The sequence below is a fragment of the Burkholderia guangdongensis genome, from assembly GCF_013403875.1.
In the GTDB taxonomy this organism is placed as follows: Bacteria; Pseudomonadota; Gammaproteobacteria; order Burkholderiales; family Burkholderiaceae; genus Burkholderia; species Burkholderia guangdongensis.
In genome coordinates, this window is the sequence record NZ_JACBNX010000004.1 from 334090 (window position 1) to 348745 (window position 14656).

General features: G+C 64.6%; 15 protein-coding genes and 1 tRNA gene. All 16 read left to right on the forward strand.

All coding sequences use genetic code 11. The annotated features are described in order from the left end of the window. Nucleotides 1-12: 12 nt before the first annotated feature. Entirely contained in the window at nt 13-1032 is a 1020-nt protein-coding gene (locus HZI36_RS06425) for an NAD(P)H-quinone oxidoreductase (protein ID WP_179401786.1), read from the forward strand. 122 nt (nt 1033-1154) lie between these two features. Beyond that, nucleotides 1155-1910, forward strand: coding sequence for a triose-phosphate isomerase (gene tpiA / locus HZI36_RS06430; protein WP_179401787.1), 756 nt, complete (start codon nt 1155-1157; stop codon nt 1908-1910). Between the two features lie 70 nt (nt 1911-1980). Then, entirely contained in the window at nt 1981-2385 is a 405-nt protein-coding gene (gene secG / locus HZI36_RS06435; protein ID WP_179401788.1) for a preprotein translocase subunit SecG, read from the forward strand. A gap of 111 nt (nt 2386-2496) precedes the next feature. After that, a tRNA-Leu gene (locus HZI36_RS06440) sits at nt 2497-2581 on the forward strand. A 153-nt stretch (nt 2582-2734) separates the two neighbouring features. Beyond that, nucleotides 2735-3094 carry an NADH-quinone oxidoreductase subunit A gene (locus tag HZI36_RS06445; RefSeq protein WP_179401789.1) on the forward strand — a complete coding sequence of 120 codons (360 nt, stop codon included), beginning with the start codon at nt 2735-2737 and terminating at the stop codon, nt 3092-3094. Between the two features lie 62 nt (nt 3095-3156). After that, nucleotides 3157-3636, forward strand: coding sequence for a NuoB/complex I 20 kDa subunit family protein (locus HZI36_RS06450; protein ID WP_006398799.1), 480 nt, complete (start codon nt 3157-3159; stop codon nt 3634-3636). 21 nt (nt 3637-3657) lie between these two features. Further along, on the forward strand, nt 3658-4260 hold the full coding sequence (locus HZI36_RS06455) for an NADH-quinone oxidoreductase subunit C (RefSeq protein ID WP_179401790.1): 603 nt from the start codon (nt 3658-3660) through the stop codon (nt 4258-4260). 13 nt (nt 4261-4273) lie between these two features. Then, complete coding sequence (locus tag HZI36_RS06460) at nt 4274-5527, forward strand: NADH-quinone oxidoreductase subunit D (RefSeq protein WP_179401791.1); 1254 nt, start codon at nt 4274-4276, stop codon at nt 5525-5527. Between the two features lie 168 nt (nt 5528-5695). Next, nucleotides 5696-6181: an NADH-quinone oxidoreductase subunit NuoE gene (gene nuoE / locus HZI36_RS06465; RefSeq protein WP_179401792.1), complete on the forward strand. Its 486-nt coding sequence runs from the start codon at nt 5696-5698 to the stop codon at nt 6179-6181. Then, nucleotides 6178-7488, forward strand: coding sequence for an NADH-quinone oxidoreductase subunit NuoF (gene nuoF / locus HZI36_RS06470; protein ID WP_179401793.1), 1311 nt, complete (start codon nt 6178-6180; stop codon nt 7486-7488). The genes nuoE and nuoF overlap by 4 nt, the downstream gene beginning before the upstream one ends. Nucleotides 7489-7572: 84 nt before the next feature. Beyond that, nucleotides 7573-9903 carry an NADH-quinone oxidoreductase subunit NuoG gene (nuoG, locus tag HZI36_RS06475; RefSeq protein ID WP_179401794.1) on the forward strand — a complete coding sequence of 777 codons (2331 nt, stop codon included), beginning with the start codon at nt 7573-7575 and terminating at the stop codon, nt 9901-9903. Then, nucleotides 9904-10968, forward strand: a complete 1065-nt coding sequence (nuoH, locus tag HZI36_RS06480; protein ID WP_179401795.1) for an NADH-quinone oxidoreductase subunit NuoH — start codon at nt 9904-9906, stop codon at nt 10966-10968. 15 nt (nt 10969-10983) lie between these two features. Next, nucleotides 10984-11472: an NADH-quinone oxidoreductase subunit NuoI gene (gene nuoI / locus HZI36_RS06485; protein ID WP_179401796.1), complete on the forward strand. Its 489-nt coding sequence runs from the start codon at nt 10984-10986 to the stop codon at nt 11470-11472. A gap of 117 nt (nt 11473-11589) precedes the next feature. Continuing rightward, a complete protein-coding gene (locus HZI36_RS06490; RefSeq protein ID WP_179401797.1) occupies nt 11590-12243 on the forward strand; it encodes an NADH-quinone oxidoreductase subunit J in 654 nt (217 codons plus the stop codon). 19 nt (nt 12244-12262) lie between these two features. Next, nucleotides 12263-12568, forward strand: coding sequence for an NADH-quinone oxidoreductase subunit NuoK (gene nuoK / locus HZI36_RS06495; RefSeq protein WP_179401798.1), 306 nt, complete (start codon nt 12263-12265; stop codon nt 12566-12568). Between the two features lie 17 nt (nt 12569-12585). Further along, nucleotides 12586-14655 carry an NADH-quinone oxidoreductase subunit L gene (gene nuoL / locus HZI36_RS06500; RefSeq protein ID WP_179401799.1) on the forward strand — a complete coding sequence of 690 codons (2070 nt, stop codon included), beginning with the start codon at nt 12586-12588 and terminating at the stop codon, nt 14653-14655. The last annotated feature ends 1 nt before the right edge of the window (nt 14656 follow it).

Consider the following 14656-nt stretch of genomic DNA (forward strand, 5'->3'; position numbering starts at 1 on the left):
GGAGCGACGCAGATGAAAGTCATCGAAATCACCGAATTCGGCGGGCCCGACGTGCTGAAGCTCGCGGAGCGTCCGCGCCCCGAGCCGAAGCGCGGCGAAGTCCTGATCAAGGTGGCGGCGTCGGGCATCAACCGCCCGGACGTGTTCCAGCGCAAGGGCGCGTATGCGCCGCCGCCGGGCGCGTCGGATCTGCCCGGCCTCGAGGTGGCGGGCGAGATCGTCGGCGGCGATCTCGGCGATGCCGCACTGAACCCGTTCGGCCTGAAGCTCGGCGATCGCGTGTGCGCGCTGCTCGCGGGCGGCGGCTATGCGGAATACGCGGTTGCGCCGCTGCCGCAGTGCCTGCCGGTGCCGGCCGGGTTGTCCGACGTCGAGGCGGCCTCGCTGCCGGAGACGTTCTTCACGGTCTGGAGCAACGTGTTCGACCGCGCGCAGCTCGGCGCGGGCGAAGGTGGCGCGCAGGAGACGCTGCTCGTGCAGGGCGGCTCGAGCGGGATCGGCGTGACCGCGATCCAGATCGCGCATGCGCTCGGCTTTCGCGTGCTCGCGACCGCGGGCAGCGAGGACAAGTGCCGCGCGTGCGAAACGCTCGGCGCGGAACGCGCGATCAACTACAAGACCGAGGATTTCGTCGAAGTGGTGAAGGCGCTGACGCACGATCGCGGCGTCGACGTGATTCTCGACATGGTCGCCGGTTCCTATGTGCCGCGCGAGCTGTCGGCGCTCGCGGACGGCGGCCGCCTCGTGATCATCGCGCTGCTCGGCGGTGCGAAGGCCGAGATCAACCTGAACGAGATTCTGCGCCGCCGGCTGACGGTGACGGGCTCGACGCTGCGTCCGCGCCCGGTCGAGTTCAAGGCGCGCATCGCCGCGCAGCTCGAGGCGCGCGTATGGCCGCTGCTCGCCAACGGGCACATCAAGCCGGTGATCTACCGCACGCTGCCGGCCGCGCAGGCCGCGGATGCGCACGCGCTGATGGAAAGCGGCGAGCACATCGGCAAGATCGTGCTCGATTGGGGCGCGAACACGTGACCGGCGATGCTTGACAGCTCCGGTTTGACCGGTTCAAGACGGGCGCAGTAAAATCGCGGGTTTGCTTCGCCAGATGAATCCCGACGGCCGGTTTCCGGTTCGTCCATGACGAGACAAACACGATGTCGAAACAAAGAACGAAGCGGGTGATCGGCAACTGGAAGATGCACGGTCGCCTGGCCGCCAACGTGGCGTTGCTGAACGAAGTGGTGCAGGGCGCGGGCCCGGTGCCGGCCGGCACGGCGATCGGCGTGTGCGTGCCGTTCCCGTATCTCGCGCAGGTTCAGCAGCAGCTCGACGGCAGCCGCGTCGCGTGGGGCGCGCAGGATGTGTCCGCGCACGAGCAGGGCGCATACACCGGCGAAGTCGCCGCGGCGATGGTCGCGGAGTTCGGCGCGCGGTATGCGATCGTCGGCCATTCGGAGCGCCGCGCGTATCACGGCGAGCGCAGCGAAGTCGTCGCGCAGAAGGCGCTGCGTGCGCTTTCTGCCGGGCTCACGCCGGTCGTCTGCGTCGGCGAGACGCTCGACGAGCGCGAAGCCGGCGCGACCGAGCGCGTCGTCGGCGCGCAGCTCGACGCGGTGCTCGATGCGATGACGGCCGAGCAGGTTGCGAGCATCGTCGTCGCGTACGAGCCGGTCTGGGCGATCGGCACCGGCAAGAGCGCGACGGCCGGGCAGGCGCAGCAGGTGCACGCGTTCCTGCGCGCGCGGCTCGCGGCGAAGGGCGCGCCGGACGTGTCGCTGCTGTACGGCGGCAGCGTGAAGCCGGACAACGCGGTCGAGCTGTTCGCGCAGCCCGACATCGACGGCGGCCTGATCGGCGGCGCGGCGCTGAAGGCCGAGGATTTTCTGGCGATCTGCCGGGCCGCGAACTGAGCGGCGCGGCGCGTATTGAACCATTGCGGCGGCGGTGAAAACCGCGCGCCGATTCAACCGGGTGAGTGTGATGCTGTTACTGAAGACGTTGATTATTGTGGTGCAGGTGCTGGCTGCGCTGGGTGTGATTGGTCTCGTGCTGCTCCAGCACGGCAAGGGCGCGGACATGGGCGCCGCGTTCGGCAGCGGCGCGTCCGGCAGCCTGTTCGGCGCGACCGGCTCCGCGAACTTTCTGTCGCGCATGACGGCGGTGCTCGCGACGGTCTTCTTCATCGCGACGCTCGCGCTGACGTATCTCGGTTCGTACAAGTCGCAGGTGTCGGCGGGCGTGCTCGGCGCGGCCGCGCCGGCGCCGGCCTCCGTGGTGGTGGCTTCGGGCACGCCGGCCGCATCCGCGCCTGCCGTCGCGGCGTCGGCTGTGGCCGCATCGGCTGCATCGGCCGTGAGCGCGCCGGGGCAGAGCGTTCCGAAGTAAAAAGTTAAAAAAAATCGCGTTTGTGCGTTGAACAAATTCTGGAGCCGGGTTAGAATTTAATTCTTGAAGCGATTCGCGGGATGCACAAAAACTTCCCGGGTTGCATGCAGTGCCGACGTGGTGAAATTGGTAGACACGCTATCTTGAGGGGGTAGTGGCGAAAGCTGTGCGAGTTCGAGTCTCGCCGTCGGCACCAAAGTTACTCAATGCCAGCCGCTTCACGTGGCTGGCATTTTTCATTTCTGGGCCTGGCTTGCGGTTGTCTTGCATTGCCCTGCAGTCCGAAATGATCTCTACCTCCGGAAGTGGTATGCTCCGGACGCTCAGAACCAACCGATAGAGGATAGCCTTGAACCTCGCAGCCTATTACCCCGTCTTGTTGTTCCTCCTCGTGGGCACTGGTTTAGGTATAGCGCTGGTCAGCATCGGCAAACTTCTCGGTCCCAGCAGGCCCGACGTCGACAAGAACTCGCCTTACGAGTGCGGCTTCGAAGCGTTCGAAGACGCGCGCATGAAGTTCGACGTGCGCTACTACCTCGTCGCCATCCTGTTCATCATCTTCGATCTCGAAACCGCGTTCCTGTTTCCGTGGGGTGTCGCCCTGCGCGACATCGGCTGGCCGGGCTTCATCTCGATGATGATTTTTCTGCTCGAATTCCTGCTGGGCTTTGCCTATATCTGGAAGAAAGGCGGCCTCGACTGGGAGTGATGGGCTAATCGCCGATTTGCATGGGCGGCCGTGCCGCGTCGCCCGTCTGGAGTGGAAAGCAAATGAGTATCGAAGGGGTCTTGAAGGAAGGGTTTGTCACCACCACGGCTGACAAGCTGATCAACTGGACGCGTACCGGCTCGCTGTGGCCGATGACGTTCGGGCTCGCGTGTTGCGCCGTCGAGATGATGCATGCGGGCGCGGCCCGCTACGATCTGGACCGGTTCGGCGTCGTGTTCCGCCCGAGTCCGCGCCAGTCCGACGTGATGATCGTCGCCGGCACGCTCTGCAACAAGATGGCGCCCGCGCTGCGCCGCGTGTACGACCAGATGGCCGAGCCGCGCTGGGTGATCTCGATGGGCTCGTGCGCGAACGGCGGCGGGTACTACCATTACTCGTATTCGGTGGTGCGGGGCTGCGACCGGATCGTGCCGGTCGACGTCTACGTGCCGGGCTGTCCGCCGACCGCCGAGGCGCTGGTCTATGGCGTGATCCAGCTTCAGGCGAAGATCCGCCGGACCAACACCATCGCCCGTCAATAAAGCCCCGAGCCTCCCCCCAATATGGCAAGCAAAATCGAGACCCTCAAAGCGAACCTCGAAGCCGCGCTCGGCGCGCGCGTGGTGAGCCTCACCGAAGCGGTCGGTGAACTGACGCTCGTCGTGAAGGCGAGTGACTACCTCGACGTCGCGACCATGCTGCGCGACGATCCGAAGCTGCGTTTCGAGCAACTGATCGATCTGTGCGGCGTCGACTACCAGACGTACGGCGAAGGTGCGTACGACGGCCCGCGCTTCGCGGCCGTGTCGCACCTGCTGTCGGTGACGAACAACTGGCGCCTGCGCCTGCGCGCGTTCGCGCCCGACGACGATCTGCCGATCGTCGCATCGCTGGTCGACGTGTGGAATTCCGCGAACTGGTACGAGCGCGAGGCGTTCGACCTGTACGGGATCGTGTTCGAGGGCCATCCGGACCTGCGCCGCATCCTGACCGACTACGGCTTCATCGGTCACCCGTTCCGCAAGGATTTCCCGGTATCCGGCTACGTCGAAATGCGTTACGACCCGGAAGAGAAGCGCGTCGTGTACCAGCCGGTGACGATCGAGCCGCGCGAAATCACGCCGCGCGTGATCCGCGAGGATCGCTATGGCGGTCTGAACCATTAAGAGGGCGTCAGTCATGGCAGAAATCAAGAACTACACGCTCAACTTCGGCCCGCAGCACCCGGCAGCGCACGGCGTGCTGCGCCTCGTGCTCGAGCTCGACGGCGAAGTGATCCAGCGCGCCGATCCGCACATCGGCCTGCTGCACCGCGCGACCGAGAAGCTCGCCGAAACCAAGACCTTCATCCAGTCCGTGCCGTACATGGACCGTCTCGACTACGTGTCGATGATGGTCAACGAGCACGGCTACGTGCTCGCGATCGAAAAGCTGCTCGGCATCGATGTGCCCGAGCGCGCGCAGTACATCCGCGTGCTGTTCGACGAAATCACGCGCGTGCTGAACCACCTGATGTGGATCGGCGCGCACGCGCTCGACGTCGGCGCGATGGCGGTGTTCCTGTACGCGTTCCGCGAGCGCGAGGATCTGATGGACGTGTACGAGGCGGTGTCCGGCGCGCGGATGCACGCGGCGTACTACCGCCCGGGCGGCGTCTATCGCGACCTGCCTGACGCCATGCCGCAATACAAGGCGTCGAAGATTCGCAACGAGCGCGCACTCGCGAAGATGAACGAGGTGCGCTCGGGCTCGGTGCTCGACTTCATCGACGATTTCTTCACGCGCTTCCCGAAGTGCGTCGACGAATACGAAACGCTCCTGACCGACAACCGGATCTGGAAGCAGCGTCTCGTCGGCATCGGCGTGGTGAGCCCGGAGCGCGCGCTGCAGCTCGGCCTCACCGGCCCGATGATCCGCGGCTCGGGCATCGCGTGGGATCTGCGCAAGAAGCAGCCGTACGAAGTGTACGATCGCCTCGATTTCGACGTGCCGGTCGGCGTGAACGGCGACTGCTACGACCGTTATCTGGTGCGCGTCGAGGAAATGCGTCAGTCGGTTCGTATCGCGAAACAATGTATTGAGTGGCTCCGCAAGAATCCGGGCCCGGTGATGACGGACAATCACAAGGTTGCGCCGCCGTCGCGCGTCGGCATGAAGACGAACATGGAGGATCTGATCCACCATTTCAAGCTCTTCACCGAAGGTTTTCACGTGCCGGAAGGCGAGGCGTACGCGGCGGTCGAGCATCCGAAGGGCGAATTCGGCATCTATCTGGTGTCGGACGGCGCGAACAAGCCGTACCGCCTGAAGATTCGCGCGCCGGGCTACGCGCATCTGGCGGCGCTCGACGAAATGGCCCGCGGCCACATGATCGCCGACGCGGTCACGATCATCGGCACGCAGGATATCGTGTTCGGCGAGATCGATCGCTAATGGTTGCGCCGCCCGCGTGCCGGGCGGCGAGCAGTAAGTCACAGGCGAAAGCGCGCTGAACCGGCGCGGCTTCGCGAGCTGTCAAACAGTGAGCGCCAGGTCTGTCGTGCCCGCATCGCGTGCGGCAGGTTGTTCGTTCGGTAGGAATTGAAAGAGTCGTGTCTGAAAATGATCTCAGCTGAAGGCCTGAAGGAAATCGATCGCGCGTTGACGAAGTACCCCGCCGATCAGAAACAGTCCGCCGTGATGGCCGCGCTGGCCGTCGCGCAGGAAGAGCATGGCTGGCTGTCGCCCGAATTGATGAAGTTCGTCGCCGACTACCTCGACATGCCGGCCGTCGCCGTGCAGGAAGTCGCGACGTTCTACACGATGTACGAGCTCGCGCCCGTCGGCAAGCACAAGATCACGCTCTGCACGAACCTGCCGTGCCAGCTCGGGCCCGACGGCGGCGCGGAGGCGACCGCCGACTACCTGAAGAAGAAGCTCGGCATCGGCTTCGGCGAAACGACGCCCGACGGCAAGTTCTCGCTGAAGGAAGGCGAGTGCATGGGCGCGTGCGGCGATGCGCCGGTGCTGCTCGTGAACAATCACAGAATGTGCAGCTTCATGAGCCGCGAGAAGATCGACCAGCTGCTTGAGGAACTCTCGAAATGACGTCCCTCCACGACCGTCACATCAAACCGCTGATCCTCGCCGGCCTCACCGGCGACAACTGGCATCTCGAAGACTACGTCGCGCGCGGCGGCTACAAGCAGCTGCGCCGCATCCTCGAAGAAAAGATCACGCCCGACCAGGTGATCGCCGACGTGAAGGCCTCCGGCCTGCGCGGTCGCGGCGGCGCGGGCTTCCCGACCGGCCTGAAGTGGAGCTTCATGCCGCGCCAGTTCCCGGGGCAGAAGTATCTCGTCTGCAACTCGGACGAAGGCGAGCCGGGCACGTTCAAGGATCGCGACATCCTGCGCTGGAACCCGCATGCGCTGATCGAGGGCATGGCGATCGGCGCGTACGCGATGGGCATCACCGTCGGTTACAACTACATCCACGGCGAAATCTTCGAAACGTATCGACGCTTCGAAGAGGCGCTCGAAGAGGCACGCAAGGCGGGCTTCCTGGGTGACAGGATCATGGGCTCGGACTTCTCGTTCCAGCTGCACGCGCACCACGGTTACGGCGCGTACATCTGCGGCGAGGAAACCGCGCTGCTCGAATCGATCGAGGGCAAGAAGGGCCAGCCGCGCTTCAAGCCGCCGTTCCCGGCGAGCTTCGGCGTGTACGGCAAGCCGACCACGATCAACAATACCGAGACGTTCGCCGCGGTGCCGTTCCTGCTGGAAATCGGTCCGCAGAATTACCTCGAGATCGGCAAGCCGAACAACGGCGGCACGAAGATCTTCTCGGTGTCGGGCGACGTCGAGCGTCCGGGCAACTACGAAGTGCCGCTCGGCACGCCGTTCGCGACGCTGATGGAGCTCGCCGGCGGGATGCGCGGCGGCAAGAAGATCAAGGCGGTGATCCCGGGCGGCTCGTCGGCGCCGGTGATTCCGGGCGACGTGATGATGCAGACGGATCTCGACTACGATTCGATCGCGAAGGCGGGCTCGATGCTCGGCTCGGGCGCGGTGATCGTGATGGACGAGACGCGCTGCATGGTGCGTTCGCTGTTGCGCCTGTCGTATTTCTATTATGAAGAGTCGTGCGGCCAGTGCACGCCGTGCCGCGAAGGCACCGGCTGGCTCTATCGCGTCGTGAACCGTATCGAGCATGGCGAAGGCCGCCAGGAAGATCTGGATCTGCTGAACTCGGTCGCCGAGAACATCATGGGGCGCACGATCTGCGCGCTCGGCGATGCGGCGGCGATGCCGGTGCGCGGGATGCTCAAGCACTACTGGGACGAATTCGCGTACCACGTCGAGCACAAGCGCTGCATGGTCGGCGGCCATCCGGTCGCGGCGGCGGCCTGACGCGTCGTACCGGTTGAGGAAATTGAGCGCGCGGTCGAGCGAATGCGCGAACGGGCGGAAATAGGTTAAGGACCATTCACCATCATGGTTGAACTTGAAATAGACGGCAAGAAGGTCGAGGTGCCCGAAGGCAGCATGGTGATCCAGGCTGCGCACAAGGCGGATACGTACATTCCTCACTTCTGCTATCACAAGAAACTGTCGGTCGCGGCCAACTGCCGGATGTGCCTCGTCGAAGTCGAGAAGATGCCGAAGGCCGTGCCCGCGTGCGCGACGCCCGTGTCGGCCGGCATGATCGTGCGCACGCACTCCGACAAGGCGGTGAAGGCGCAGCAGTCGGTGATGGAATTCCTCCTCATCAACCACCCGCTCGATTGCCCGATCTGCGACCAGGGCGGCGAATGCCAGCTGCAGGATCTCGCGGTCGGCTACGGCAAGTCGTCGTCGCGCTATCAGGAAGAGAAGCGCGTCGTGTTCCACAAGAACGTCGGCCCGCTGATCTCGATGGAAGAGATGTCGCGCTGCATCCACTGCACGCGCTGCGTCCGTTTCGGCCAGGAAATCGCCGGCGTGATGGAGCTCGGGATGCTGGGCCGCGGCGAGCACTCGGAAATCACGACGTTCGTCGGCAAGACGGTCGACTCCGAGCTGTCCGGCAACATGATCGATCTGTGCCCGGTCGGCGCGCTGACGAGCAAGCCGTTCCGCTACAGCGCGCGGACGTGGGAGCTGTCGCGCCGCAAGTCGGTGAGCCCGCACGATTCCGTCGGCGCGAACCTCGTCGTGCAGGTGAAGAACAACCGCGTGATGCGCGTGCTGCCGTTCGAGAACGAAGCGATCAACGAATGCTGGATCTCGGACAAGGACCGCTTCTCGTATGAAGGCCTGAACAGCGACGAGCGTCTGACGAAGCCGATGATCAAGCAGGGCGGCCAGTGGCTCGAAACCGACTGGCAGACCGCGCTCGAATACGTCGCGAAGGGCGTGAAGGGCATCGCGGCCGATCACGGCGCGAACGCGCTCGCGCTGCTCGCGAGCGCGCACAGCACGGCCGAGGAACTGTTCCTCGTGAAGCAGCTCGCGCACGAGCTGAAGACGCCGAACGTCGACTTCCGCCTGCGTCAGACCGATTTCTCCGCGCCGACGCAAGGCGCGCCGTGGCTCGGGATGCCGATCGCCGATCTGTCGCGCGTGAACTCGGCGCTCGTGATCGGTTCGTTCCTGCGCCGCGATCATCCGCTGTTCGCGTCGCGGCTGCGTCAGGCCGCGAAGAGCGGCGCGAAGCTGCACTTCGTGAACGCGACGCGTGACGACGCGCTGATTCCGAGCGCGCACCGCATCGCAGCCGCGCCGTCCGCATGGCTCGACACGCTGGCCGGCATCGCCGCCGCGGTTGCGCAAGTGAAGGGCGTCGCGCTGCCGGATTCGCTCGCGGGCGTCGCGCCGTCGGCCGATGCGCAGCAGGTCGCGCAATCGCTCGCGAACGGCGAGCGCCGCGTCGTGCTGCTCGGCAACGCGGCGGTCCGTCATCCGGAATTCGCACGCATCCACGCGGTCGCGCAGTGGATCGCCGACAACACCGGCGCCACGCTCGGCTTCCTGACCGAAGCGGCGAACACGGTCGGCGCGCACGCGGTCGGCGCGCTGCCGGGCGAAGGCGGCCTGAATGCACGCGAAGCGTTTGCACAGCCGCGCAAGGGCTACGTGCTGGTCAACGTCGAACCCGAATTCGATACCGCCGATCCGGCGCAGGCGCTCGCCGCGCTGAACCAGGCGGAGATGGTCGTCGTGATGTCGCCGTTCAAGCACGGCGCCGACTACGCGGACGTGCTGCTGCCGATCGCGCCGTTCACCGAGACGGCCGGCACGTACGTGAACGCGGAAGGCACGGTGCAGAGCTTCAACGGCGTCGTGCGTCCGCTCGGCGACACGCGCCCCGCATGGAAGGTGCTGCGCGTGCTCGGCAGCCTGCTCGGCCTGCCGAACTTCGAATACGAAACGTCGGAAGAGGTGCGGCTCGCCGCCCTCGGCGACGACAGCATCGCGCCGCGCCTGTCGAACAAGACGTCCGTCGCGCCGTCGCGCGCCGGCGTGCAGGCCGCGAACGGCGGCTTCGAGCGCCTCGCCGACGTGCCGATCTATCATGCCGACGCGCTCGTGCGCCGCGCGGGTGCGCTGCACCTGACGGCCGCCGCGAAGGTCGCGAACGCGGCGGGTCTGCCGGCCGCGCTGTTCGACAAGCTGGGTTTGAAGGAAGGCGACGCGGTGCGCGTGCGCCAGGGCGATCGCGCGGTGCAGTTGCCGGCCGTGCGTGACGAGAATCTTGCGGAAACGGTCGTTCGCGTGTCGGCGGCGACGCCTGCCGGCGCAGCGCTCGGCAGCCTGTCCGGTGAACTGGTGGTGGAGAAGGCGTAAATGAGCTTGTTCGATACGATCAACTCTGGCGGTGCCGAGCTTCTCGGCTTCGCGTGGCCGACGGTGTGGGCGCTGGTGCGCATCGTCGTCGTCTCCGTCGTGATCCTGCTGTGCGTCGCGTACCTGATTCTGTGGGAGCGCAAGCTGATCGGCTGGATGCACGTGCGTCTCGGGCCGAACCGCGTCGGTCCGGCGGGCCTGCTGCAGCCGATCGCCGACGTGCTGAAGCTGCTGCTGAAGGAAGTGATTCAGCCGACCGCGGCGAGCCGCTGGCTCTACCTGATCGCGCCGGTGATGACCGTCGTGCCGGCGTTCGCGGTGTGGGCGGTGATTCCGTTCCAGGCGAAGGCAGTGCTCGCGGACATCAACGCGGGCCTGCTGTACGCGATCGCGATCTCGTCGGTCGGCGTCTACGCGGTGATTCTCGCCGGCTGGGCGTCGAACTCGAAGTACGCGTTCCTCGGCGCGATGCGCGCGGCCGCGCAGATGGTGTCGTACGAAATCTCGATGGGCTTCGCGCTGGTGCTCGTGCTGATGACGGCCGGCAGCCTGAACATGTCGGAGATCGTCGGTTCGCAGCAGCACGGCTTCTTCGCGAGCCACGGCGTGAACTTCCTGTCGTGGAACTGGCTGCCGCTGTTGCCGGCGTTCGTCGTCTACTTCATCTCGGGCATCGCCGAAACGAACCGCCACCCGTTCGACGTGGTGGAAGGGGAGTCGGAGATCGTCGCGGGTCACATGATCGACTACTCGGGCATGGCGTTCGCGCTGTTCTTCCTCGCCGAGTACATCAACATGATCGTGATCTCGGCGCTGGCCTCGACGCTGTTCCTCGGCGGCTGGGATGCGCCGTTCGAATTCCTGTCGTTCATTCCGGGCATCTTCTGGCTGGTGCTGAAGGTCTTCGCGCTGCTGTCGGTGTTCATCTGGGTGCGCGCGACGTTCCCGCGTTTCCGTTATGACCAGATCATGCGTCTGGGCTGGAAGGTGTTCCTGCCGGTCACCGTGATCTGGGTGGTCGTGGTCGGCTTCTGGATCATGTCGCCGCTCAACATCTGGAAATAATGGTCGGACGAAATCATGACGGCAATTCAACATTTTTTTAAGACCTTCTTCCTGACCGAGCTGCTGAAAGGGCTCGCGATCACCGGTCGCTACACGTTCAAGCGCAAGTTCACCGTGCAGTTCCCGGAAGAGAAGACGCCGATCTCGCCGCGTTTTCGCGGGCTGCACGCGCTGCGCCGCTACGAGAACGGCGAAGAGCGCTGCATCGCATGCAAGCTGTGCGAGGCGGTGTGCCCCGCGATGGCGATCACGATCGAATCGGAAACGCGCGCGGACAACACGCGCCGCACGACGCGCTACGACATCGACCTGACGAAGTGCATCTTCTGCGGTTTCTGCGAGGAGAGCTGCCCGGTCGATTCGATCGTCGAGACGCAGATCCTCGAGTATCACGGCGAGAAGCGCGGCGATCTGTATTTCACGAAGGATATGCTGCTCGCAGTGGGCGACCGTTACGAGAAGGACATCGCGGCGGCGAAGGCTGCCGACGCGCCGTATCGTTGATTGTGTTTGCAGCGCCGGCTCGAGGCGAGCCGGCCGAGCCGCCGCGACGGGTGCGGCACGCGTGTTTCGCGTACCGCAGGCCGCGCCTGACTATGGCCTAACGATGAACCGGTAATCATGGAATTCACGACCGTACTGTTCTACATCTTCGCGCTGCTCCTGGTGGTATCAGGGCTGAAGGTGATCACTTCGCGCAACCCGGTGGCGGCTGCGCTGTTCCTTGTGCTGGCGTTCTTCAACGCCGCCGCGATCTGGATGCTGCTGGAAGCGGAATTCCTCGCGATCCTGCTGGTGCTGGTCTACGTGGGCGCCGTGATGGTGCTGTTCCTGTTCGTCGTGATGATGCTCGACATCAACATCGACTTCCTGCGGCGCGACTTCAAGCGATTCGTGCCGATGGCGACCATCGTCGGCGCGATCATCGTCGCCGAGACCGCGATGATCCTGATGCACGGCTACAGCGACACGTTCCGTCCGGTGCACGAGATGGCCACGGGCGCGTACGCCGGCTGGTCGAACACGCGCCTGATCGGCAAGGTGATCTACACCGACTACATCTTCGCGTTCGAAATCGCCGGCCTCGTGCTGCTGGTCGCGATCATCGCCGCGGTTGCGCTGACCGAGCGCAAGGGCAAGGACAGCAAGCGCCAGCGCGTGTCGGATCAGGTCAAGGTGCGCGCGAGCGATCGCGTGCGCCTCGTGAAGATGGAAGCGGAAAAGCCTCAGCCGGCGACGGCGCAGAGCGAAGCCGGTTCGGGTACCAACGGCTAAGCAGCGGAGGAAGAAAAACATGTTGTCCCTTGCTCATTACCTCGTGCTCGGCGCGATCCTGTTCGCGATCAGCATCGTCGGGATTTTCCTGAACCGCCGCAACATCATCATCATCCTGATGGCGATCGAACTGATGCTGCTCGCGGTGAACACGAACTTCGTCGCGTTCTCGCACTACCTCGGCGACGTGCACGGCCAGATCTTCGTGTTCTTCGTGCTGACGGTCGCCGCAGCGGAAGCCGCGATCGGCCTCGCGATTCTGGTGACCCTGTTCCGCAAGCTCGACACGATCAATGTCGAGGATCTCGATCAGCTCAAAGGTTAATTTCAGGCAACGCTGTTATGTCAACGACACTCAATGAAAACCTGCTGCTGGCGATTCCGCTCGCTCCGCTGGCCGGCTCGCTGATTGCGGGGCTGTTCGGGAACGCAGTCGGGCGCAAGGGCGCACACCGGATCACGATCCTCGGCGTCGCGATCGCATTCCTCCTGTCCGCGAAAGTCTTCCTGGACGTGCTGGGCGGCGCGAGCTACAACGCGACCGTCTACGAATGGATGAACGTCGGCTCGCTGAAGCTCGAAGTCGGCTTCCTCGTCGATTCGCTGACCGCGATGATGATGGTCGTCGTGACCTTCGTGTCGCTGATGGTGCACATCTACACGATCGGCTACATGTCGGAAGAGGACGGCTACCAGCGCTTCTTCTCGTACATCTCGCTGTTCACGTTCTCGATGCTGATGCTCGTGATGAGCAACAACTTCCTGCAGCTGTTCTTCGGCTGGGAAGCGGTGGGTCTGGTGTCGTACCTGCTGATCGGCTTCTACTTCACGCGTGAGAGCGCGATCTACGCGAACATGAAGGCGTTCCTCGTGAACCGCGTCGGCGACTTCGGCTTCCTGCTCGGGATCGGCCTGATCCTCGCGTACGCGGGCTCGATGAACTACGGCGAAGTGTTCGCGAAGCGCGCGGAGCTCGCGAGCCTGCACTTCCCGGGCACCGACTGGGGCCTGCTGACGGTGGCCTGCATTTGCCTGTTCATCGGCGCGATGGGCAAGTCCGCGCAGTTCCCGCTGCACGTGTGGCTGCCGGACTCGATGGAAGGCCCGACCCCGATCTCGGCGCTGATTCACGCGGCGACGATGGTGACGGCCGGCATCTTCATGGTCACGCGCATGTCGCCGCTGTTCGAGCTGTCGGACGCCGCGCTGTCCTTCATCATGGTGATCGGCGCGATCACCGCGCTGTTCATGGGCTTCCTCGGGATCGTCCAGCACGACATCAAGCGCGTCGTCGCGTATTCGACGCTGTCGCAGCTCGGCTACATGACGGTCGCGCTCGGCGCGTCCGCGTACTCGGTCGCGGTGTTCCACCTGATGACGCACGCGTTCTTCAAGGCGCTGCTGTTCCTCGGCGCGGGCTCGGTGATCATCGGCATGCACCACGACCAGGACATGCGCAACATGGGCGGCCTGCGCAAGTACATGCCGATCACGTGGATCACGTCGCTGATCGGCTCGCTCGCGCTGATCGGCACGCCGTTCTTCGCGGGTTTCTACTCGAAGGACTCGATCATCGACGCGGTGAAGCTGTCGCACCTGCCGGGTTCGGGCTTTGCGTACTTCGCGGTTGTCGCGAGCGTGTTCGTGACCGCGCTGTACTCGTTCCGCATGTACTTCCTCGTGTTCCACGGCGAAGAGCGCTTCCGCAATCCGAAGCATCCGGAGTCGCCGATGGGGATGGCGGCCGCGCATGGTCACGGCGATCATGGCCACGGCCATGACGATCACGGCCACGGTCATGACGACCACGCGCACGAGCCGCACGAAACCCCGTGGGTCGTGTGGGTGCCGCTGGTGCTGCTCGCGATTCCGTCGGTGGTGATCGGCGCGATCGCGATCGGCCCGATGCTGTTCGGCGACTTCTTCGCGCACGGCGTCGCGTTCGACAAGGTGGTCTTCATCGGCGAAAACCACACCGCGCTCGAAGAGATGGGCAAGGAATTCACCGGCTGGCTGCCGATGGTCGGGCATGCGTTCACCGGCCTGCCGGTGTACCTCGCGCTCGCGGGCGTGATCGTCGCGTGGTTCCTGTACCTGAAGCGTCCTGAGCTGCCTGCCGCGATCCGCCGTGCGTTCGGCCCGATCTACACGCTGCTCGACAACAAGTACTACATGGACAAGATCAACGAGATCGTGTTCGCGAAGGGCTCGATTGCGATCGGCCGCGGCCTGTGGAAGGAAGGCGACGTCGTCGTGATCGACGGCCTCGTCAACGGCAGCGCCCGGTTCGTCGCCTGGTTCGCCGGCGTGATCCGCTTCCTCCAATCCGGTTACATCTATCACTACGCGTTCGCCATGATCATCGGCATGCTGGGGCTCCTGACCCTGTTTGTAACGCTCGGCGGCAAATAAG

Bases quoted from the DNA above. Each gene is read 5' to 3' on its own strand.
- HZI36_RS06425 (WP_179401786.1), top strand. From the start codon at position 13: ATGAAAGTCATCGAAATCACCGAATTCGGCGGGCCCGACGTGCTGAAG.
- tpiA (WP_179401787.1), top strand. From the start codon at position 1,155: ATGTCGAAACAAAGAACGAAGCGGGTGATCGGCAACTGGAAGATGCAC.
- secG (WP_179401788.1), top strand. From the start codon at position 1,981: ATGCTGTTACTGAAGACGTTGATTATTGTGGTGCAGGTGCTGGCTGCG.
- HZI36_RS06450 (WP_006398799.1), top strand. From the start codon at position 3,157: ATGAGTATCGAAGGGGTCTTGAAGGAAGGGTTTGTCACCACCACGGCT.
- HZI36_RS06455 (WP_179401790.1), top strand. From the start codon at position 3,658: ATGGCAAGCAAAATCGAGACCCTCAAAGCGAACCTCGAAGCCGCGCTC.
- HZI36_RS06460 (WP_179401791.1), top strand. From the start codon at position 4,274: ATGGCAGAAATCAAGAACTACACGCTCAACTTCGGCCCGCAGCACCCG.
- nuoE (WP_179401792.1), top strand. From the start codon at position 5,696: ATGATCTCAGCTGAAGGCCTGAAGGAAATCGATCGCGCGTTGACGAAG.
- nuoF (WP_179401793.1), top strand. From the start codon at position 6,178: ATGACGTCCCTCCACGACCGTCACATCAAACCGCTGATCCTCGCCGGC.
- nuoG (WP_179401794.1), top strand. From the start codon at position 7,573: ATGGTTGAACTTGAAATAGACGGCAAGAAGGTCGAGGTGCCCGAAGGC.
- nuoH (WP_179401795.1), top strand. From the start codon at position 9,904: ATGAGCTTGTTCGATACGATCAACTCTGGCGGTGCCGAGCTTCTCGGC.
- nuoI (WP_179401796.1), top strand. From the start codon at position 10,984: ATGACGGCAATTCAACATTTTTTTAAGACCTTCTTCCTGACCGAGCTG.
- HZI36_RS06490 (WP_179401797.1), top strand. From the start codon at position 11,590: ATGGAATTCACGACCGTACTGTTCTACATCTTCGCGCTGCTCCTGGTG.
- nuoK (WP_179401798.1), top strand. From the start codon at position 12,263: ATGTTGTCCCTTGCTCATTACCTCGTGCTCGGCGCGATCCTGTTCGCG.
- nuoL (WP_179401799.1), top strand. From the start codon at position 12,586: ATGTCAACGACACTCAATGAAAACCTGCTGCTGGCGATTCCGCTCGCT.